The sequence below is a fragment of the Flavobacterium sp. LAR06 genome, from assembly GCF_041946075.1.
Classification (GTDB): Bacteria; Bacteroidota; Bacteroidia; order Flavobacteriales; family Flavobacteriaceae; genus Flavobacterium.
Genome location: NZ_JAUTYT010000004.1, coordinates 289538 through 310077, shown reverse-complemented (window position 1 = coordinate 310077; position 20540 = coordinate 289538). Strand labels below are relative to the sequence as shown.

The window sequence follows — 20540 nt, the reverse complement described above, 5'->3', positions numbered from 1 at the left end:
TTAGTAGTAGTGTAATCTATTTTGTTACAGCTTGATTATAATTTTCTGGTTTTATAATAATTCACCATCAAATCTACAAATTTACTGTAACTGTCCATGCCGTCTTTTTGATTGTTTGTTTTTAGGAAATTATCATAAAAAACATGAAAACCCTCATCTATGAAAGTGTCATACTTTTTCCAGAAATCATGGCTTTCCTGATAATTTTTTAGGATTCCGATATGAGTCTGTTTCTTTAACTGCTCAAATATCTTATCGTTCTTAACTTGCCAGATTCCTAAACAATAACGTAAAGCAAAACTGTATCCGGAATATTGAAAGTATAAATTTTTGTTTTTTACAGAAGCTAAAACACCAATAAAATTACATTCACTTTCACTTGCAAAACCTATTTGATGCGCCATTTCGTGACTGGTAGTTACTGGAAAATTATACATTGGTAATAAGTCATTTACCTGAGCTTCATTCGTAAAAGGATTCAGATAACCACCAAATCCCATATATGTCAAAGGAAGACTAAAAAGAGATTTTTTGACACTTAAAATTTCATATTTAAAATAAGGGTGTTCTTTCGCTAAGTTTTCATAACCTTTCAAGTTCATCTGAAAAGCTTGTTTTTGAGAGTATGGAAAAATAACTTTTGAACTGTCATTTTTGGTAATTTGAAATTGGATTTCATTTGTTTTTTTAATTAGTTTTTTGGTAAAAACCAATAATTCAGCATCAGTATATTCTCTTTTGATCTCCATTTTTTCAAAAAGTGGTTCGCGATAATAATTAAAAGCCCACAATAGATGAAAGAAAAAGTAAAAAACGGAAATTTTGCCTACGATTTTTAGCAGATGATTTTTCCAGTCTGTTCTCCATGTTTTTCGGATTTGCCAAAACCAGATTACTATTGATATAATAATAATAGCATAAATAAGATCACCAATAGAAAACGGAATTTTGCCTAAAACTATTCTAGAGAAATGTGAAATTCTGATGTATAAATTGTTGCTGTAAGCGCCTTCGACAAAATCCGGGAAGAAAGGAAGGATCTTTAAAAATATAATTTGAATTACTAGAAATAGGGGGAGAATGTATTTTGATTTCACAGTGCAAATTTTGGATACGTAAATATAAATACAATATTATGAGTAAAAAAAGATTGTATTTATGAAATTTAATTTTAAAATTGATAATTAGTGCTAATTCGTGAAATTTGTGGCAGAAAAAAATATAAACTTTGTAACTTTGACATTCTTAATTGTTAAACTTCAAACAAAATATAATGAGTCAGGAAATAAGAAATCTGGAACCTAAGGCACTATGGAATAAGTTTGCCGATTTGAACGCTGTTCCACGTCCGTCAAAGAAAGAAGAACGTGTGATCGAGTTTATGAAAAACTTTGGAAACGGTTTAGGTTTAGAAACTTTTGAAGACGAAATTCGAAATGTAATAATTCGTAAACCCGCAACTCCAGGAATGGAGAATCGTAAAGCAATTGTAATGCAGGGGCATCTTGATATGGTACATCAAAAAAATGCAGATACTGTTTTTGATTTCGATACGCAGGGAATCGACATGTATGTTGATGGTGACTGGGTTCGCGCTCGTGGTACTACACTTGGTGCTGATAATGGATTAGGAGTTGCTACAATTATGGCTATCCTTGAAAGTAAAGATATTCCGCATCCGGCAATCGAAGCTTTGTTTACTATTGATGAAGAAACTGGAATGACAGGAGCTTTAAACCTTAAAGGAGGAATTCTTCAAGGTCAGATTTTATTGAATTTAGATACTGAAGAAGATGACGAGATTGATATTGGATGTGCTGGTGGAATCGATGTAACGGCTACAAGGACCTATCATGAAGAAGAAGTTCCGGAAGGATCAGTTGGTCATATTATTACGGTAAAAGGCTTAAATGGAGGTCATTCAGGAATGGATATTCATAAAGGTTTGGGTAATGCCAATAAAATAATGAACCGTTTGTTGTTTGATGCTTTTGAAAACTTTGGTTTGCAGGTTGCTGAAATCAACGGAGGAAGTTTGCGTAACGCTATCCCAAGAGAAAGTGTTGCAAAAGTGATTATTTCTGAAATGTTTGATGAAGCCTATATTTTTGATATGCAGGAAATCATCAACGATATTAAAGCGGAATATAAAACGACTGAACCAAACTTATCTATCGAAATCGTAAAATGCGATTTACCTGAGAAAGTAATGGATTTAGGTGTTCAGGAAGGAATTATCAGAGCAATTTATGCTGCTCAAAATGGTGTCTACAGAATGAGTGCTGATATGGCTGATTTAGTTGAAACTTCAAATAATATTGCCCGTGTTATTGTAAAAGACGGTGAAATTTTAGTTGGGTGTTTAACGCGTTCCTCTGTTGAAACTTCAAAATTTGATTTGGCTAATTCATTACGTTCTGCTTTTGAATTAGTAGGTTGTGAGGTTGAACTTACGGGCTCTTATCCAGGTTGGACGCCAAATGTAAATTCTGAAATTTTAGATACCTTAGTTGGAATCTACGAAAAGCAGAATAATGAGAAGCCAAAAGTGGTTGCTTGTCATGCTGGTTTAGAATGTGGAATTTTAGGAACAAACTACCCAGATATGGATATGATTTCTTTTGGGCCAACAATTCACGGTGCACATTCACCTGATGAAAGAGCAAGCATTTCATCTGCTCAAAAATATTGGAAATTTATATTAGAAATTCTTTCGAATATTCCAGTTAAGTAATAGTTTTCAGTGTTCAGTTTTTTAGTATCCAGTAAATCTGTATACTAAAAAAACTGGACACTGTTTACTTTTTTTAATCTCTCTTCGGAGAGTTTTTTTTCTCTCTTTTCTCTTCTTTCTTTTCTTTAGCCGTTTTTAACGGTTCTTTTTTTGCTGTTTTTTTAGCATCCTGACTCTTTGACATATTTTTTTTGATTAAGTTATTTTATTTATTTTCAAGTAAATATAAGTTTTGTTTTGGTTTATGCCGTTAGTTTTGCTGATATACTTCAATAGAATCTTTGGCAAGTCTTTGTTTTAGCCACAAATTCATTTTTATTTGTGTTGGTTTACCTAGACTCTTTTTGCTTTGAAAAAGAATTACCGGAATAACTTTCGATTTACTTGTTTCGTTCTCAATAGTATAATTTCCAATCTTAAGAGAAGTTATTTCTGGGAATAAAATTTTAGCTTCATTGTTAATCTGGTTCGCGCTGAAATTATATTGTGATAATTGATTTCTAAGGTTATTGATTAAAATATCCTTTTGATCGACAACACTTTGATTATTGTTAATCTGGTTCATAATGTCTTTTCTCAAATTAACGGTATCTTGTCTAATAATGAGTTTTGTATTGGGTAAGTCGTAATTAATTAGCTTCTTGTTAAGATTTGCAATTTCATTATCATTAAATTTTTTGGTTAAAAAAGCTATCTCAATTTTTTTAGGATCTGCATTGTATCGTATTTTTTTATAAATAATAGGATAATCTTTATTTTGGAATTCATCCTCAAGAAAAACTTCTACTTTAGAATTATAGCTTTTTTGATTATATAACTGGTAAGCAAAATAAACACTAGGTGTAATTAAGAATAAAATTAAAATCGAGATTCCGTATTGTACACGTTTTTGATGTTTTTGATCAAGCTGTTTTGCAATTGGGTATTTTAAGTATTTCACAATCAAAAAGGTAGCGATGCAAATAAAAACACAATTAATAGTGTATAGATACATGGCTCCTAAAAAGTACATGTAATTCCCTAATGCCAATCCATAACCTGCTGTGCAAAGAGGAGGCATTAAAGCGGTTGCAATAGCTACTCCTGGAATCGGATTTCCTTTTTCTACCCGTGTTACGGCTATCACACCCACTAATCCTCCAAAAAAAGCAATTAAAATGTCATAGATATTAGGAGAAGTTCTGGCTAATAATTCTGATTGTGCCTCTTTAAATGGGCTGGCATAAAAATATAGTGTAGAAGTTACTAAACTTACAAGAGTTGCAATTGTCAGATTTTTAATTGATTTTTTTAAAAGCTCAAAATCATACATTCCTAAACCAAATCCGGCACCAACAATTGGTCCCATTAGCGGAGAGATTAACATAGCTCCAATAATGACCGCTGTCGAATTCACATTTAATCCAACAGATGCAATAATTATCGCACAAGCTAAAATCCAAATATTAGAACCTCTAAACGATACAGAACCTGTAATATTTTCTATTACTGATTTTTTGTTTTCTTCTCCTTTGTGAAGATCAATAAAGTTTAGAATTTTTTGAGTTAAATCTGTCATAGTGTTTAAAGAAAAAAAAGTAAGGATGTCTAATTTAGTTAAAAAAGACATTAAATAGGTGATTTGAGAAAGAAACTATGGGAAATAATTCAAAAAGAAAAGTAAATGTTTCTTTTCAGATAAAAAAAATCCCCAACTTAAAATTGAGGATTTTGAATGTTATACTTTAATTGAATATAGGTTTAAGAGTAATTAGTCTTATTTCAAAAAGTCTCCATCAATTATTAGCAATTCAACAGCTTTTGTTGTTATAGATCGATGAGAACTCATATTGTCAGAAACAATATAAGTCATTCCTTTTGATAGTATAAACTTTTGACTATCCTCTAATTCACTAACAAGTTCTCCTTCCAGGCAATGTACAATATGCCCTTTTTGGCACCAGTGGTCAGCAATATAATTTTCAGAATAAGTCACTTTTCGAATACGTAAACCGCCTATTTGCAATGTTTGCCAATAGGCAGTTCCGCTTTCCCCGGGGTGTTCTGTTTTTGCAATTTGATTCCAGTCAATAGTTTCAAAAGGTATCATATTCATGTTTGTTTATTTTAATGGATGTTTCGTTCTAAAGTAAAAAAAAATCCCCAACTTAAAATTGAGGATTTGAATATTTGTAATTAAAGTACAAAATTAATTTCGTTTTAAAACTTTGTATTGTTCGTAACAACCGCTAATAGCATCCAGAATTTGCAAATCGTTTGCAGATTGAATAAAAGAATCAGAATAGTTGCAACGTTGTAAAATGTCGGGAATTTCGTCTTTGCTTATTCCTAAAAGAACAGCAAGTGTTTCTCTATCGTATTTCGATTCCAGAAGATTTCGAATGGTGTCGTCTTTTTTCATATCCTTTAACTTCTTCAGTTCTTTACCGTTTTTTCCAAAGAAATTGTAGAGCATATCAGCTGGATTAAAAATAGATCCCAATACCTTTCCAAAGGCATTTGGAGCATATTCACCAGCTTCATAACCTTGTGTTAGACCAGAAATACTATATCGATAATTTTCTTTGGTTGGAATTAATTTTGAATCGATTTCAAGATATCCTGTCAAATTAAAAGGAGCAATAACTACTTCTTCCAAAGCAATCGCTTTTTCTGTAAGTTGAATCCTTGTTACTTTATTTTTTATCCAGTCATTTGTCACTCTGATTCGCAGAGACTGAAATCCTAGAAGTGAGAAATGAAGTGTGTCGTTTGGCTGCACATCAATTTCAAAATATCCTTTAGCATCAGACTGGGCACCACGTACTTTGTTTGTGTTAATGATATTTACATTAGGAATAGGCTGTTTACTATTATCGTTGTAGATGTAACCAGAAACTCTCTGAGGAGTTGTAGGTTCTGTTTCTTGTGCGAAACTGATGGTCGATACTAGTATAAAAAAGAAAACTGCGAAATATTTCATATCCTGATTTAAAGCACTAAAAGTAGTAAATAGGGATTAAATATTTCGCAGTCTTCGAATATAATTATAAGAAAATTAACAAAGCAAGTTGTGTTGCTTTTACAATTTAGATAAAAAGGTAAAAGGATGATTAGACTAATTGTCTTTTAAGTTACAAAACTTATCCGTGCAGAGTTCAGGGTATAAAAAAGTCCCAAATTCCAAGTATGTCTGGAATTTGGGACTTTATATTTAAAGATAGACTAAATGATTAGTCTCTTCTTGGTCTTCTTGGTCTTGGTGAATCACCAAAGCTTTCAGAACGTCTTGGAGCTCTGTCTGAACTTCCTTCAGTTCTTGGAGTAGAACTTCTAAAACCACCTTCTCTTTTAGGAGCAGATGAATTTCTGTCGCTTCTGAAACCACCTTCTCTTGGAGCTGAGCTTCTGTCGCTTCTGAATCCACCACCAGAACCTTCACGTCTTGGTCCGAAACTTCCACCACCAGAACCTTCACGTCTTGGTCCTCCAGTGCTTCTTCCGCCACCAGAACGTCCGTTATGGTCACGTCTTCCGCCACCATCATTTTTAGAAATTTCAACATTAATACGACGTCCTTCTAATTGTACGTTGTTTAATACTTCCATTACTTTTTCAGTATGCTCAGGATCAGTGTTAAAGAAAGAGAAACCTTCTTTTACATCTACTTTGAAAACGTCATCACGACCTAAGTCTAATGTTTCTTTCAAGTAATCTTTTAGCGTCATCCAATCGAAATTGTCTCTTGAACCGATGTTTACAAAATAACGAACTGCTCCGTTATTATTGAATTCTCTTGGTTCAGAATCACTTCTTTCACGTCTCTCTCCAGCTTGAGATGAAATATCTCTGTTCTTTTTATAGTAAGCAATAAAACGGTTAAATTCTACTGATACCATTTTCTTGATCAACTCTTCTTTAGATAAACCTTCAAGAACATTGTTGATTGCTGGTAAGTAGTTGTCAATTTCGTGATCAACTTCAGTATCTTTAATTTTGGTTGCTAAGTGTAACAACTGAATTTCGCAGATTTCGATTCCAGAAGGAATAGATTTTTCTTCGAATTTCTGTTTGATGATTCTTTCGATAGAAGAAATTTTACGCAACTCACTTTTTGTAACAATTACAATAGAAGTTCCTAATTTTCCAGCTCTACCAGTACGTCCAGAACGGTGATTGTATGTTTCAATTTCGTCAGGAAGTTGGTAATTTACTACGTGAGTAATATTATCAACATCAATACCACGTGCAGCAACGTCAGTAGCAACAAGCATCTGAATTTGTCTTCCACGGAAAGATTTCATTACACCATCACGTTGCGCCTGAGATAAGTCTCCGTGCAATGCAGCAGCGCTGTATCCATCTTCAATTAATTTTTCAGCTACAGCCTGAGTATCTCTTTTAGTACGACAGAAAACCACAGAGAAAATATCTGGATTTGCATCGGCTAAACGTTTTAAAGCTTCGTAACGGTCACGTGCATTTACTAAGTAAAATTCGTGAGAAACTGTTGCAGAACCTGAGTTCTTAGCTCCAACAGTAATTTCAACCGGGTCGCTCATGAATTGTTTTGCAATTCTGGCAACCTCTTGTGGCATAGTTGCAGAGAACAACCATGTACTTTTTTGGTCAGGAGTATCAGATAAAATAGATACGATATCCTCATAAAATCCCATATTCAACATCTCGTCAGCCTCATCCAAAATACAGTAATCTATATTTTTAATGTTAACCAATCCTCTGTTGATCATGTCTTGCATTCTTCCCGGAGTAGCTACAATAATTTGTGCACCTCTTTTAATGTCCCTAGCTTGCTCTGTAATACTAGCCCCGCCGTAAACTGCTACCACATTAATACCTTTCTCGTATTTTGAGTAGTTTTTAAGTTCGTTGGTAATCTGTAAACAAAGTTCTCGTGTTGGCGATAAAACTAATGCTTGTGTATTTCTGTTGTCAGCATCAATTTTTTGAATTAGCGGAAAACCGAAAGCTGCCGTTTTCCCTGTCCCTGTCTGAGCCAACGCAACCATATCTGTGTCTTTTTCCAATAATAGGGGAATCGCTTTCTCCTGTACTTCTGACGGATTCTCAAATCCTAGATCTAAAATCGCCTTCAGTAACGATTCATTCAATCCTAATTGTTCAAATTTATTCATATGTGTATTTAAAATAGGGTGCAAAATTACTGTTAATATTCCATATAAACTAATGCATTTTTAAGAATTATGCATTTGTTATGATTTGATTATCAAAAAGTTATGTTTATCGCAAAATCAATTTGATCAGAAAATGAATAATTTTACGTCTAGTAATATAAAATATACCCTTTAAAATGTTGTATTTTAAACAATTATTTTGTGGAGTTCAGGAAATCAATTAGTTGCTGAGTTGCTTTGGCACGATGACTGATTTTATTTTTGATTTCTGAAGATAATTGGGCAAAAGTCTCCTTATAACTTTCAGGCTGAAAAATAGGATCATATCCAAAACCATGATTTCCTGCCTTGTTGAAAGTAATCTCTCCTTTTGCAAGTCCGGTAAATAAATGTTGTCCTCCTTTTAAATTCAAAGCAATAACAGTCTTGAACTGTGCACTGCGATCTGATTTGTCTTTTAAAGCGTCTAAAAGTTTACTCATATTATCATCAGCAATGCGCTGTTTTCCCGCATATCTTGCAGAATAAACGCCAGGTTCTCCATTTAAAGATGCAACTTCTAACCCAGTATCATCCGCAAAACAATCGTATCCATATTTTTCGGTTACATAATTGGCTTTTAAAATCGCATTTCCTTCTATGGTATCAGCTGTTTCCGGAATTTCTTCAAAACATCCAATTTCTTCAAGACTTAATAATTGAATAGATCCGTTTAAGATGCTTTGAATTTCTTTAATTTTATTTAGATTGTTTGATGCAAAAACGAGTTTCATAATAACGAGTTTAGTTGATGGAGTAATTGTAATACAAATTTAGAATTCTTATATTTGATAAGTTGCCTAAAAATAAAATAAATGGAGATATCTGCCCTCTATAATAAGATAACGCCTTTCGTCAGACCCTATCGAAAAATGGTTATTGCCACTTTGTTACTTACTTTTTTAGGTTCCTTTGCTGCACAGGTAAATGCTTTAATCTTAAAATATACTGTCGATACTATTAGTAATTTGATGGTGGCGCATGAACCATTATCAAAAGGATTTCATTTATTAGGTATTATAAGTGTCGTTTTATTATCAAAAGAATTGATTTATTCAGTAGTTCAATTTGGTCAGAAATTTTATGGAGAAAAATTACGAATCTTTATAACCCGTGATATTTCTCAGACAATTGTCGAAAAGATTTTAAGCTACAGAATGGAATTTTATACTTCTAATGAAAATGAAAGCGGAAAACTTCAAACCAGAATTGATTTAGGAATCAGTAGTCTGACAAGATTGGTACAGAACTTTTTTATCGATATTTTGCCTTTATTTGCTAATGCTTTTGTGGCTTTGCTTTTAATGTTTTATGCTAATGTTTATGTAGGCTTGGTGAGTCTGTGTATTATTCCGATTTATTTTTATGTGAGCCAATTGCAGGCTAGTAAATTGAGTGGTTTTAGAAGAAGAATGCGTTCGTATCGAGAAACAAAAAACAACGGAATTATTAGTTTAATTGAATCGATAACTGTAATTAAATCGTTTGTACGGGAACCCATGGAAGCGGATCGTCATCAGAAAATTCAATTTGAAATGACTGAAAATCAATTGGCGACCAGAAAAACCAGTTTCATTTTTGAAAGTATTAAAGGTTTTATTGAACAAATTGGAGTTGTAATTATTATCATTCTGACGGCTTATTTTGTTTTAAATAATACCATGACCATTGGTGCAATCATGTTTCATATCATGTTGTTTAACAATGTTTCATCGCCTATCAGACAATTGCATAGAATTTATGATGAAGTAAATGATGCCTTAATTTATTCCGAAGGATTTTTTGATATTTTAGAATCGGACAAAGAGAAAGAAACAAGCGGAAAATATATTCCGGAGAAAATTGTGGGACTAATAGAAGTTAAAAATGTCGATTTTAGTTATCCAAACGGAACAAAAGCGCTTTCGGATATTAATTTTACAATTAAGCCAAATGAAACCAGTGCTTTGGTTGGGCTAAGCGGCGCAGGGAAAAGTACGATTATCAATTTATTAGATAAATTTTATCTGCCTTCATCAGGAAAAATTTATTTGGATGGAGTCGATCTAAAAGATTATGATACTGATTTTCTTCGAAAAAATATTGGATTGGTTTTACAAAAGAATCATATTTTTAAAGGAACTATTGCTGAAAATATTCTCTACGGAAATCCTGATGCGACACAATCTGAAATAATAGATGCAGCCAAACAGGCTTATATTCATGAACAAGTGATGCAATTGCCAAAAGGATATGATTCTGATGCGCATCTACTTTCAGGCGGACAACAACAACGAATTGCTATTGCAAGATTGTTTTTAAAAAATCCGCCAATTATTTTTCTGGATGAACCAACAGCCAGTCTCGATGCAATTGCAACAGAACAAATCAAAAAATCACTGGATGCTATTAAAAAAGACAGGACCGTAATTATTATATCACATAGTATTTCTCAAATTATTGATGCATCTCATATAATAGTTTTAGAAAAAGGAAAATGCATAGAACAAGGGACACACGATGAATTATACGATAATAAATCAGTTTATTATGGAATATTTATGGCTATGGCGAATAGTCTGAATATTGAGAAAATTACGCAGACCCTTGATTAGATAAACGTTTTAAAGTCAGGTTTTCGAGTAAAAAAGCAATTGTAGTTCCAAAAGTATACGCAACCATATCAATCCAAAGAAAACCTTGTCCGAGAACATATCTTCCAAAAAGCGTTTTTCTGAGTTCGATCATCCATTCGCCCTGATACAATTGTAGAAATTCGATGGCGTAACAAATCAATAAAGAAGTAATTGCTATCTGAATCCCTTTTTTTTTGATAAATACTAGTCTGGTCAGAACGTAAATCATAACGGCATACAGTAAGTCACCTATAAATAGTGGAATAAAACTTATTTTTCTGGAAAGGATTCCGAGGCAAATAATTCCAAGGCAAATAATGAAATAGTGAAATCGGTATTTTTTCAAAATTAAATTTTATTGGGCGTCATTAGTACATTTTGAGGTAAACAAAAGTACAAAGATTCGAATAGATATACTTTATTTTATAAATTTATCAATTCTAAAAAACTTTACAAAAATAACCACATGATTACAAGATTTACACCATTCATTTTATCCGTGTTTCTTTTAACGGGTTCTGCCTATTCTCAAAAAAGCGATTCATTTAATGTTAAAAAACAACTTGAATATTGTGCTGAGCAAGCTTCAAAAACATTGAAAGTAATTCCAGATGACGGAACTTCTCCAAGAACGGTTCCGAATGGAAGCAAAGAATGGAAGTTTGTAGGGTATAAAGACTGGACAAGCGGATTTTGGCCAGGGGAATTATGGTATTTATATCAGGCAACCGGCGATAAAAAATGGGAAAAAGAAGCGGATAAATTCAGTCGATTTTTAACACCATTGTCAGTAAGTAAAGCTGGTGATCACGATTTAGGTTTTCAGGTTTTCAATAGTTTTGGAAATGGCTATCGCTTAACAAAAAACAAAGAGTATAAAGATGTTATCCTGAAAACGGCTGATACTTTGGCGACACTTTTTAATCCAAAAGTAGGAACAATTCAATCGTGGCCACATAATAAAATGGGAGGGCATAATACGATTATCGATAATATGATGAATTTAGAATTGCTTTTTTGGGCTTCTAAAAACGGTGGAAATAAAAAGTTATATGATATTGCCGTAAAACATGCTGAAACCACAATGGCCAACCACTTTAGACCTGACAATTCATCTTATCATGTTATTATTTATGATTATGAAACAGGTAAAAAAATAAAAGGAAGAACGGCACAAGGTTATTGCGATGACAGTATGTGGGCGCGTGGTCAGGCTTGGGGTATTTATGGATTTACAATGGTTTACAGAGAAACTAAAGATCCTAAATTTTTGGATTTTGCGCATAAAATCACGCGCGTTTATTTGGACAGATTAACAACAGAAGATTTGGTTCCCTATTGGGATTTTAATGCACCAGGCATTCCGGATGAGCCAAGAGATGCTTCGGCAGCAGCCATTGTATCTTCGGCATTGATTGAATTGAGTTCTTATACAAAAGATGCAACTCTGAAAAATGAATATTTGTCAAAATCTAAAAAGATGATTGTGTCACTTTCAGATGATTATCAAAGTCATGATATAAATTCAGCATTCCTGCTTCATTCAACAGGTCATAAACCGGCCGGAAGTGAAGTTGACTGTTCTATAAATTATGCTGATTATTACTATTTAGAAGCGCTTTTAAGACTTCAAAAACTAAAATAAAAAAGATTATGATGAAGAAAATAGGTAGAATTTTATTTGTAATTGCCATTGCATTGATGGTTGTGAGCTGTAAAAACACAAAACAGAAACTTCAGGAATATGTAGTTTCGTACAATAAAACGGCTGTTAGTTTTAAAAGTGAAAATGTTACACTAACCACTGCAAGAGGTTATATTAATGATAATAAAATTGAACTGCGATTTGAAACAGATTTAGAGCAAAATGAATCTAATAAAACAAAAGCGGCATCACAATTCCCAAAGCTGCTGAAAGAGATGATAAATAAGGACGAGAATTTTAAGGGACTGGTAAAAGAAGGGGTGCAGTTTGATGTTTACTTTTTGGCAAATGATAATACCGTTCTGGAGAAAAGAATAATTAATACAGAAGAAATGTCTTCATTATTGAAGTAATAATCCTGAGTATAACTTCCTGAATATTTTAAACCTCTTTGATGCATTTTTAAAGAGGTTTTTTTGTGGAAAATGACCGCTTTTTTGTTTTCATAAAAGGAATGATTTCTTTTCGCTAATCGATTTGTAGTTAAATAATTACGTTTTACTGTTTTTTTTGTCTCATGTTGCTTTTGTGTTAAAAGTTTGTTATGTTTGAGTTAAAAAATAACTATAAAACCAAAAAATTATGAAAAAAATTACCCAAATCGCATTTGCTATTTCCTTTTTATTACTGCTGGCAAGCTGTAAAAACACCAAGCAGAAGATACAGGAGCATGTTAGTAATTATAATACTTCCTCTTCTATAAAAGGTGGAAATGTTGTTAGTACAAGTGCAAAAGCATTTTTAAATGATAACAAAATTGAAATCAGAATTGAGACAAATTTGGAAGGTACTGATGCGAATAAATTAGCCTATAAAGATACTTTTCCTGAATTGTTGAAAGAAATGGTTAAGAATGACCAAATTTCGCCAGAGTTAATCGAAGAAGGAGTAAAATTTGATGTGTACTTTATATCTTACAATAATATAATTCTTGCGCAGCAATTAGTTGATAAGGAAGAATTGGCGGTTATAGAAAATGGTTCTGCAGCTGGGAAAGAAACGGCAAAGCTTTAATTGAAATAAATACCAAAAAACATAAATCACCAAAATATAAGAAAGCCTCTTTGAAATTTACAAAGAGGCTTTTTTTATTCTTAATGTTTGGTAACGTTGGTTAATTGATCAGGGAAATAAGAATCTGATAAATTGGCAAACTCATCACCACGCATGAAGATATTAATATCAACGTCCGCAAAGCTTTTCTTTCCTGCTGCTGCTAAGAGTTCATTAGCTGCGTGCAAAGTATTTTTATGAAAATGATAAACACGTTCTGACTTATCTGTGACAACCAAACCTTTCATCAACATTTTATTTTGAGTTGCGACTCCGGTTGGACATTCATTGTTATGACAACGTAAGGCCTGAATGCAGCCTAATGAAAACATGAATCCACGGGCACTGTTACACATGTCGGCACCTAAAGCTATAGCATGCAGAATAGAATAACCAGAAATAATCTTTCCACTTCCTATAATGCGTATTTTATCACGAATATTTAATCCGACTAAAGTTTTGTTTACAAATATCAGGGCAGGTTCAAAAGGCATTCCAACGCCATCTGCAAATTCAAGTGGAGCGGCTCCGGTTCCGCCTTCGGCACCATCAATAGTTATAAAATCGGGATAGATATCTTCGGCAATCATTTCGTGACAAATGGCTTCAAATTCGGCCGTATTTCCAATACATAATTTAAATCCGATAGGTTTTCCGTTTGATAATTCACGTAGCTGGGCTATAAAACGAATAAGTCCTTTACTGTCTGAAAAAGCATGGTGTCCGGGAGGAGAAAGAATAGTTGTATGTGGTTCAACTCCCCTGATTTTAGCAATCTGAACTGTGTTTTTTGCAGCGGGAAGTACTCCACCATGACCAGGTTTTGCTCCTTGCGAAAGTTTAATTTCAATCATTTTTACATTCGGAAGATTCGCTTTTTCAGAGAATTTTTCCGGACTGAAAGTTCCATCAGCAGCGCGACAACCAAAATAACCTGTACCAATTTGCCATGTAATATCACCACCGCCTGCCAAATGATATTCGGTTAAACCACCTTCTCCGGTATTTTGGTAGAAATTTCCTTTTTTAGCACCAATATTTATGGCACGGACCGCATTTTCACTTAGCGAGCCAAAACTCATTGCAGAAACATTAAATAAAGAAGCTAAATAAGGTTGTTTACAATCTCTTCCACCAACCAAAACACGTGGTAATTCTTCGTTTACTTTGGCAGGAAAAATGGAATGTTTTATTCCTTCGTAATTATCCTGATTTAAATTTAGTTGTGTTCCGAAAGGTGAATTCGAATCAATATTTTTAGCTCTTTGATAAACTAAAGAGCGTTGATTTCTGGAAAAAGGTTTTCCGTCAGTAGATCTTTCAATAAAATACTGCTGAATTTCAGGGGCAATCATTTCAAATAAATACCTGAAATAACCTAATACAGGAAAGTTTCTTAGAATAGCATGTTTTTTCTGAATTGCATTATAGACGCCGACAATAAGTAAGATTGGCAGTATAATGACAAGCAGAAAACCACGTTCTGTATAATAATAAATTGCGGCAACAATTAGAAACAATAAGAATCCGTAGATAAAGAATTTTTTTCTCATGTTTTTAAAATATTTAAAAAGTAATAATTAATTGAATCTTAGGCGAACATAAACGTGCTTAATACCTTTTTTGTCTGATTCTCTCTCGTCGATTTCAAGAATATCAGTTAGTGATTTTAACATAGGCGTAAGCTTGGAAAAGCCATAATTCCTAGGGTCAAATTCAGGTTTTTTCTTAACTATTAAATTTCCGACATCGCCTAAAAATGCCCATCCATCGTCATCTTCAATGTCTTCAATGGTGTCTTCAATTAATTCAATAGTTTGTTTGTCAATTTTGTGCAGTGCTTTTTCTGAAGGTTTTTCTACTGGTTTTTTAGCGTCAGCAGCGATAGTGGTTTTTGGCTTTTTCTTCTGAATAGCGCCATCCAAAACTTCAATATATATAAATCTGTCACAGGCAACGATAAAGGAGTTTGGTGTTTTCTTTTCTCCAATACCAATAACTTTCATGCCAGATTCACGCAAACGTATAGCTAAACGTGTAAAATCGCTGTCACTTGATACAATGCAAAATCCGTCTAATTTTCCAGAATAAAGCAAATCCATTGCATCAATAATTAAGGCAGAATCAGAAGAGTTTTTTCCAACTGTGTAACTGTATTGTTGAATAGGAGTAATGGCATGTTCGAGCAAGACACCTTTCCATCCATTTGAGTTGGGCTTGGTCCAATCTGCGTAGATACGTTTGGTGGTTGGTGTTCCAAATTTTGCTATTTCTTCCATCATACCTTTTACATTGCTGTAAGGTACGTTATCGGCATCTATAAGAACCGCTAATTTTAAATCTTTGGAGTTGCTTAAAGGCATATCTGCATATTAAATATTTACAATACTTCCAAAGGTAAAAACTAAAATTGGTTTTATAGGAATTTGGTATTAAATAAGTCTTTTGTATTTTATAAATTATTTTGGTTATAAATAAGAGATTATATCGTAAAAAACGCATACGATTTAGGTCAAAAAACGCCAATTATTACTTACAAAAAAGCTGTGTATTTTAAAATTTAATCTTTAAATTTTAAGTTTAAACTTATTAAATTTCCGGTATTATTATGCGCTTTCCCCATTAAATATTGATATTCAGATAAATTTTTAATAAAAATAATGGCCCAACTCTATTTTAGAATAATAATCATTATTTTTGCTCGCTGATAAATAAAATTATTACTTCAAATATATTATGGTAAAAGATTTATTCGAAAGAATCCAGAACAATAAAGGTCCTTTAGGAAAATGGGCGTCACAAGCAGAAGGTTATTTTGTATTTCCTAAATTAGAAGGAGAATTAGGTCCAAGAATGCAGTTTGGTGGAAAAGAAATTTTAAACTGGAGTATAAACGACTATTTAGGTCTTGCTAACCATCCGGAAGTTCGTCAGGCTGATATTGATGCTGCAACACAATTTGGAGCAGCTTACCCAATGGGTGCGCGTATGATGTCAGGACATACTAAATACCACGAACAACTAGAAAATGAATTAGCTGAGTTTGTAATGAAACCTGCTGCTTATTTATTGAACTTTGGTTACCAAGGGATGGTTTCGATAATTGATGCATTAGTTACTAAGAATGATATTATTGTTTATGATGTAGATTCTCATGCTTGTATCATTGATGGTGTTCGTTTGCATATGGGTAAGCGTTTTACTTACAAACACAATGATTTAGAAAGTATGGAGAAAAACCTGCAACGTGCTACTAAAATGGCTACCGAAACAGGTGGAGGGATTCTTTTTATTACTGAAGGTGTTTTTGGTATGAGAGGACAACAAGGAAAATTAAAAGAAATTGTTGCTTTAAAAGAAAAATATAATTTCAGATTATTAGTAGACGATGCACACGGTTTTGGTACTCTTGGTAAAACAGGAGCAGGAGCAGGTGAGGAGCAGGGAGTTCAGGATGGTATTGATGTTTACTTCTCTACTTTTGCAAAATCTATGGCAAATATTGGGGCTTTTGTAGCTGCAGATCAGGATATTATTGATTATTTAAAATATAATTTACGTTCTCAAATGTTTGCAAAAGCATTGCCAATGATCCAGACTATTGGTTCATTGAAACGTTTAGAATTATTGCGTAATAATCCTGAATTGAAAGACAAACTTTGGGAAAATGTAAATGCATTACAAAATGGTTTACGTGAAAGAAACTTCAATATTGGAGATACTAATACTTGTGTAACGCCTGTTTATTTAGAAGGAAGTGTTCCGGAAGCAATGGTGATGGTAAATGACTTAAGAGAAAACTACGGTATTTTCTTGTCTATCGTGATTTATCCGGTAATTCCGAAAGGAATTATTTTGTTGAGAATGATTCCAACTACTTCTCATACAATAGCAGATATTGATGAAACTTTGGTTGCTTTTGAAGCAATTCGTGAGAAATTAGTTAACGGAACCTATAAAGAAATTGCTAGTAGAACTACAGTTGATTTAGACGCTTAAGTAGTATTTAAAAAAAAAGAGATTTCCTTAAGTGGAAATTATGTAAAAAAATCCATTCGTTATACGAGTGGATTTTTTTTATTTGGGGTAACTTTATAATTCAAAATAAGTAAATAATAAGAATTATGAAAAAAGTATCAGCATTAATAATCGTTATTTTAAGTGTTTTTATTTCTTGTAAAAAAGAAACAACACTTCCACCTCCCCAAATAGAGCCAAATCCTCCTAAAGAAGCAGAAATTGCAGAGCCTGCAGGAGATCAATGTTATACTTCAAGACTTAATGGTAATATTGTAGCGTTAAGTTTTAATGTGAACTCACATCAGGAAGTAAACGGAAAATTAAGTTATAATATAACAGGAAAAGATAAAAATGAAGGAACTTTAATCGGTAATATGAAAGGAGATACGCTTATTGCAGATTACACTTTCATGTCTGAAGGAGTTTCTTCGGTTAGAGAGGTTGTTTTTTTACAAAAAGACGGTACTCTTATTGAAGGATATGGAGATGTAGTTGATGCTAATAATAAGGTTACTTTTAAAGATAAAAGGAAATTAAAATTTGATGCAAAAAATACGTTGACAAAGTCAGATTGTCCACAATAAAGAAAAAAATGTAAAAAAGAAAAATCCATTCCAATATGTTGGAATGGATTTTTTATTGAAAACGGTCATGATGCTACTCTTCTTAGAGATCTTTTCTATATGTTTTTCTCTGACAATGAATTTTTGGATCAAAGTTCTTCCAAAGTAAATGAATTGCGTTATTTTCTAATAACTCCGGAGTTCTAATACAGTTTTGAATTCCTTTTTCTGAAAAGGTTTTGTAATATTCATCAAAAATAATAGCGGTAACACCTTTGTTTTGATAATCAGGATGAACGCCGATAAGGTAAAAAACAACATCTTTACTGTGTTTTTTTGCTTTTAATAACTGTAAAAAACCAAATGGGAATAATTTACCTTTTATTTTTTGCAATGCCTCTGTAAAACTTGGCATAACAATACTAAAGGCAACTAAATTATCGTCTTTATCAACTACAAACTTAATATATTCAGGATTGATAAAGCTGATGTATTTCTTTTTAAAATATGCTTTCTGAACATCAGAAATGGCAACAAAAGAAGCAAGATTAGCATAAGTTTCATTAAACAAATCAAACATTTTGTCTACATGAGGCATAATGTCTTTAGTCTTAGTAAAATTTAACGCTCTTAACTCATAGCGTTTTTTTATCAAAGCCTGTGCTTTTAAGAAGAACTCAGGTTTTACATTTGAAAAAGGAAATATACTTTCGATATATTGTTTCTCAACCAGAAACCCTAATTGCTCTAAATGTGTTACATAATACGCATGATTGTACCAGGTAATCATGGTTCCAACCTGATCATAACCTTCGGTAAGAACGCCAACTTTATCTAGGTTAGAAAATCCCATTGGACCTTCAGCATGCTCCAGATTATGTTTTCTACCTAATTCATATACTTTTTCAAGCAAAGCCTTCGTTACTTCGATATCATCAATAACGTCAAACCATCCAAAACGAACTTTTCTTTTATGTTGATTATTAACTTCAGACCAATTTATAATTGCGGTAATACGACCAACAACTTCATTGTTTTTGTATGCCATAAAAAAATAGGCTTCCGCATGATCAAAAGCAGGATTTTTTGTTTTGTCAAAAGACTCTAATTCATCAGCAATAATTGGCGGAACCCAATATGGATTGTCTTTATATAATGAAAATGGAAATTTAATATATTCTGTTAATTCCTTTTTGGTTTTGGCTTCTTTAATTGTAATCATTAAAAGTCTTAATTGTTTTCTCTTTTAAGAGAAGTTCAGTTAGTAATTTATTCGTATTTAGCTTTACGCTTTCTTTCTTGCTCCTGATAGTCTATGTTTTCTTCTGTTTCTTTCTTCTTAGACTTTTTGTCTTTCTTGAATGTCATTTCTTGTTTTTCTTTATACCAGCCATCATAACGCCATGAAAATCCAACACCACCATATAATATAGAAGGTGTATCTTTAAAATTAGTACTTATAGAAGCGTCAATCTGCATGTTTGAATTAAGCAAATAGGCAGCACCACCACGAAGAATGGCATCGCTGTAAAAATCGCTTTTATAACCTTGATTTTCAATAAAACCAGACCATTTGTCGTTAAATCCGTGCGTCAAAGTTAATACATATCCGTAACTTGGATAATCAGTTGTGATATAATCGGCAATAAAGTTAGTTACAAAAACCCATTTTCCGCCTCCAAAAAGATTTTGAGTAATCAACATTACTTTAGGTGAAATGCTCGATTCAGGAGAAAAAGAATAAGGGTTATCCGCACCAACAAAATTTGCTCCGGCAAATACCGATACTGCAGGTATCAATTGATGCCAATTGAAAGAGTGATTTGCTTTATAGCTATAGATGTTAGCTGTTGGTTCGTAATTTTTATAAGGATCGTACACTAAATATTTGGCCCCTAAAACAGTCTGTCTGAAATTGTTCTTTTTATAGCTAGTGTATGGAGTGTCAAAGTTTTCCATTTGATATTGTAAATCAAGAACAAATTCCAATTGTTCTAAAAAAGCACCATAACGCACTGTTAAATCGGTTCCAAAACCGCTTGCGTCATAATCTAGTAAATCGTGTTTTTCTTTAATTCCGTAAACACCAATTTCGCCCTGAATAACTGATTTTCCAACGGCATAAGCAGACATTGTTTCGCCGGGACGATTTGAATTGATAACATCTGTGTATTGTGCAAAGAAAAGTTGGGATGATAATAAAAGAGTTGTAATAAATAAGTTTTTAATTTTTAACATAAATGTATTTTTTGATTAAAAAACTATAACGCATTTCAAATGTACTATATTTTATTATTTATTTAAGATTGATATTTTAATTTTAAACAACGGATTTATTAATTTTGGCAAAAATTATACGATTATGCAAGAAGCATCTTTTACAAATTTGTTTAAAACGATAATGTGGATCATTGCGTTTTATTATATTTTTAAATTTTTAGCCAGAATCTTTTTGCCAGTATTGGTAAAAAAAGCGGTTGAAAAAGCAGGTGAAAATTTTCAGAGACAGCAACAATATACCCAGGATAATTCATGGCAAAAAACGCGTACTAATAATGATGAGATAATCATCAACACCGCTAATGCAAAAAATCCTCGCGAAACCAAAAAGGTTGGCGATTATGTTGATTACGAAGAAATAGATTAAGTTTGTGTCCTAGTTAATAGGATTCATCA

At 32.7% G+C, this 20540-nt stretch carries 19 protein-coding genes; 8 read left to right on the top strand and 11 right to left on the bottom strand.

Annotated features, from left to right (window positions below; genetic code table 11):
• Positions 1-35 precede the first annotated feature (35 nt).
• Positions 36-1097 (bottom strand): DUF3810 domain-containing protein, encoded by a 1062-nt coding sequence (locus tag Q7C23_RS08230; protein ID WP_375032056.1) that lies wholly within the window; start codon positions 1095-1097, stop codon positions 36-38.
• 176 nt (positions 1098-1273) lie between these two features.
• Between Q7C23_RS08230 and Q7C23_RS08225 the strand changes: the two genes are divergently transcribed.
• Entirely contained in the window at positions 1274-2734 is a 1461-nt protein-coding gene (locus tag Q7C23_RS08225) for an aminoacyl-histidine dipeptidase (protein ID WP_375032055.1), read from the top strand.
• Between the two features lie 250 nt (positions 2735-2984).
• On the opposite strand, the gene Q7C23_RS08220 is transcribed toward Q7C23_RS08225, so the two are convergent.
• From Q7C23_RS08220 to Q7C23_RS08200, 5 genes are all read right to left on the bottom strand, one after another.
• The gene (locus tag Q7C23_RS08220) at positions 2985-4292 is read right to left on the bottom strand and encodes a DUF389 domain-containing protein (RefSeq protein WP_375032054.1); all 1308 of its coding nucleotides are present in this window, start codon (positions 4290-4292) and stop codon (positions 2985-2987) included.
• A gap of 198 nt (positions 4293-4490) precedes the next feature.
• Positions 4491-4829 (bottom strand): DHCW motif cupin fold protein, encoded by a 339-nt coding sequence (locus Q7C23_RS08215; RefSeq protein WP_375032053.1) that lies wholly within the window; start codon positions 4827-4829, stop codon positions 4491-4493.
• Between the two features lie 93 nt (positions 4830-4922).
• Positions 4923-5696 (bottom strand): carboxypeptidase-like regulatory domain-containing protein, encoded by a 774-nt coding sequence (locus Q7C23_RS08210; protein ID WP_375032052.1) that lies wholly within the window; start codon positions 5694-5696, stop codon positions 4923-4925.
• 250 nt (positions 5697-5946) lie between these two features.
• Complete coding sequence (locus Q7C23_RS08205) at positions 5947-7869, bottom strand: DEAD/DEAH box helicase (RefSeq protein ID WP_375032051.1); 1923 nt, start codon at positions 7867-7869, stop codon at positions 5947-5949.
• Positions 7870-8063: 194 nt separating this feature from the next.
• Positions 8064-8642 carry a non-canonical purine NTP diphosphatase gene (locus Q7C23_RS08200; protein ID WP_375032050.1) on the bottom strand — a complete coding sequence of 193 codons (579 nt, stop codon included), beginning with the start codon at positions 8640-8642 and terminating at the stop codon, positions 8064-8066.
• An 81-nt stretch (positions 8643-8723) separates the two neighbouring features.
• Between Q7C23_RS08200 and Q7C23_RS08195 the strand changes: the two genes are divergently transcribed.
• Entirely contained in the window at positions 8724-10502 is a 1779-nt protein-coding gene (locus Q7C23_RS08195; RefSeq protein WP_375032049.1) for an ABC transporter ATP-binding protein, read from the top strand.
• On the opposite strand, the gene Q7C23_RS08190 is transcribed toward Q7C23_RS08195, so the two are convergent.
• Positions 10483-10869: a DUF2809 domain-containing protein gene (locus Q7C23_RS08190; RefSeq protein ID WP_375032048.1), complete on the bottom strand. Its 387-nt coding sequence runs from the start codon at positions 10867-10869 to the stop codon at positions 10483-10485. The genes Q7C23_RS08195 and Q7C23_RS08190 overlap by 20 nt on opposite strands.
• 120 nt (positions 10870-10989) lie before the next feature.
• On the opposite strand from Q7C23_RS08190, the gene Q7C23_RS08185 reads away from it, so the two are divergent.
• The 3 genes from Q7C23_RS08185 to Q7C23_RS08175 all read left to right on the top strand — a co-directional run bounded on the left by Q7C23_RS08185 (position 10990) and on the right by Q7C23_RS08175 (position 13242).
• A complete protein-coding gene (locus tag Q7C23_RS08185) occupies positions 10990-12168 on the top strand; it encodes a glycoside hydrolase family 88 protein (RefSeq protein ID WP_375032047.1) in 1179 nt (392 codons plus the stop codon).
• Between the two features lie 8 nt (positions 12169-12176).
• Positions 12177-12581 (top strand): hypothetical protein, encoded by a 405-nt coding sequence (locus Q7C23_RS08180; protein WP_375032046.1) that lies wholly within the window; start codon positions 12177-12179, stop codon positions 12579-12581.
• 229 nt (positions 12582-12810) lie between these two features.
• Positions 12811-13242 (top strand): hypothetical protein, encoded by a 432-nt coding sequence (locus Q7C23_RS08175; protein WP_375032045.1) that lies wholly within the window; start codon positions 12811-12813, stop codon positions 13240-13242.
• 80 nt (positions 13243-13322) lie between these two features.
• On the opposite strand, the gene Q7C23_RS08170 is transcribed toward Q7C23_RS08175, so the two are convergent.
• On the bottom strand, positions 13323-14834 hold the full coding sequence (locus Q7C23_RS08170; RefSeq protein WP_375032044.1) for an FMN-binding glutamate synthase family protein: 1512 nt from the start codon (positions 14832-14834) through the stop codon (positions 13323-13325).
• Between the two features lie 27 nt (positions 14835-14861).
• The gene (locus Q7C23_RS08165; RefSeq protein ID WP_375032043.1) at positions 14862-15644 is read right to left on the bottom strand and encodes an NYN domain-containing protein; all 783 of its coding nucleotides are present in this window, start codon (positions 15642-15644) and stop codon (positions 14862-14864) included.
• 373 nt (positions 15645-16017) lie between these two features.
• Between Q7C23_RS08165 and Q7C23_RS08160 the strand changes: the two genes are divergently transcribed.
• Both Q7C23_RS08160 and Q7C23_RS08155 read left to right on the top strand, forming a co-directional pair.
• Positions 16018-17280 (top strand): pyridoxal phosphate-dependent aminotransferase family protein, encoded by a 1263-nt coding sequence (locus tag Q7C23_RS08160; RefSeq protein WP_194655452.1) that lies wholly within the window; start codon positions 16018-16020, stop codon positions 17278-17280.
• 125 nt (positions 17281-17405) lie between these two features.
• The gene (locus tag Q7C23_RS08155; protein WP_375032042.1) at positions 17406-17885 is read left to right on the top strand and encodes a hypothetical protein; all 480 of its coding nucleotides are present in this window, start codon (positions 17406-17408) and stop codon (positions 17883-17885) included.
• A gap of 82 nt (positions 17886-17967) precedes the next feature.
• Here the strand turns inward: Q7C23_RS08155 and Q7C23_RS08150 are convergent, their stop codons facing one another.
• Both Q7C23_RS08150 and Q7C23_RS08145 read right to left on the bottom strand, forming a co-directional pair.
• Positions 17968-19086: a GTP cyclohydrolase gene (locus Q7C23_RS08150; RefSeq protein WP_375032041.1), complete on the bottom strand. Its 1119-nt coding sequence runs from the start codon at positions 19084-19086 to the stop codon at positions 17968-17970.
• Between the two features lie 47 nt (positions 19087-19133).
• Positions 19134-20102 carry a transporter gene (locus Q7C23_RS08145; RefSeq protein WP_375032040.1) on the bottom strand — a complete coding sequence of 323 codons (969 nt, stop codon included), beginning with the start codon at positions 20100-20102 and terminating at the stop codon, positions 19134-19136.
• 124 nt (positions 20103-20226) lie between these two features.
• Here Q7C23_RS08145 and Q7C23_RS08140 point away from each other — a divergent pair, with 124 nt between their 5' ends.
• On the top strand, positions 20227-20511 hold the full coding sequence (locus tag Q7C23_RS08140; protein ID WP_375032039.1) for a DUF4834 family protein: 285 nt from the start codon (positions 20227-20229) through the stop codon (positions 20509-20511).
• Positions 20512-20540: the final 29 nt, after the last annotated feature.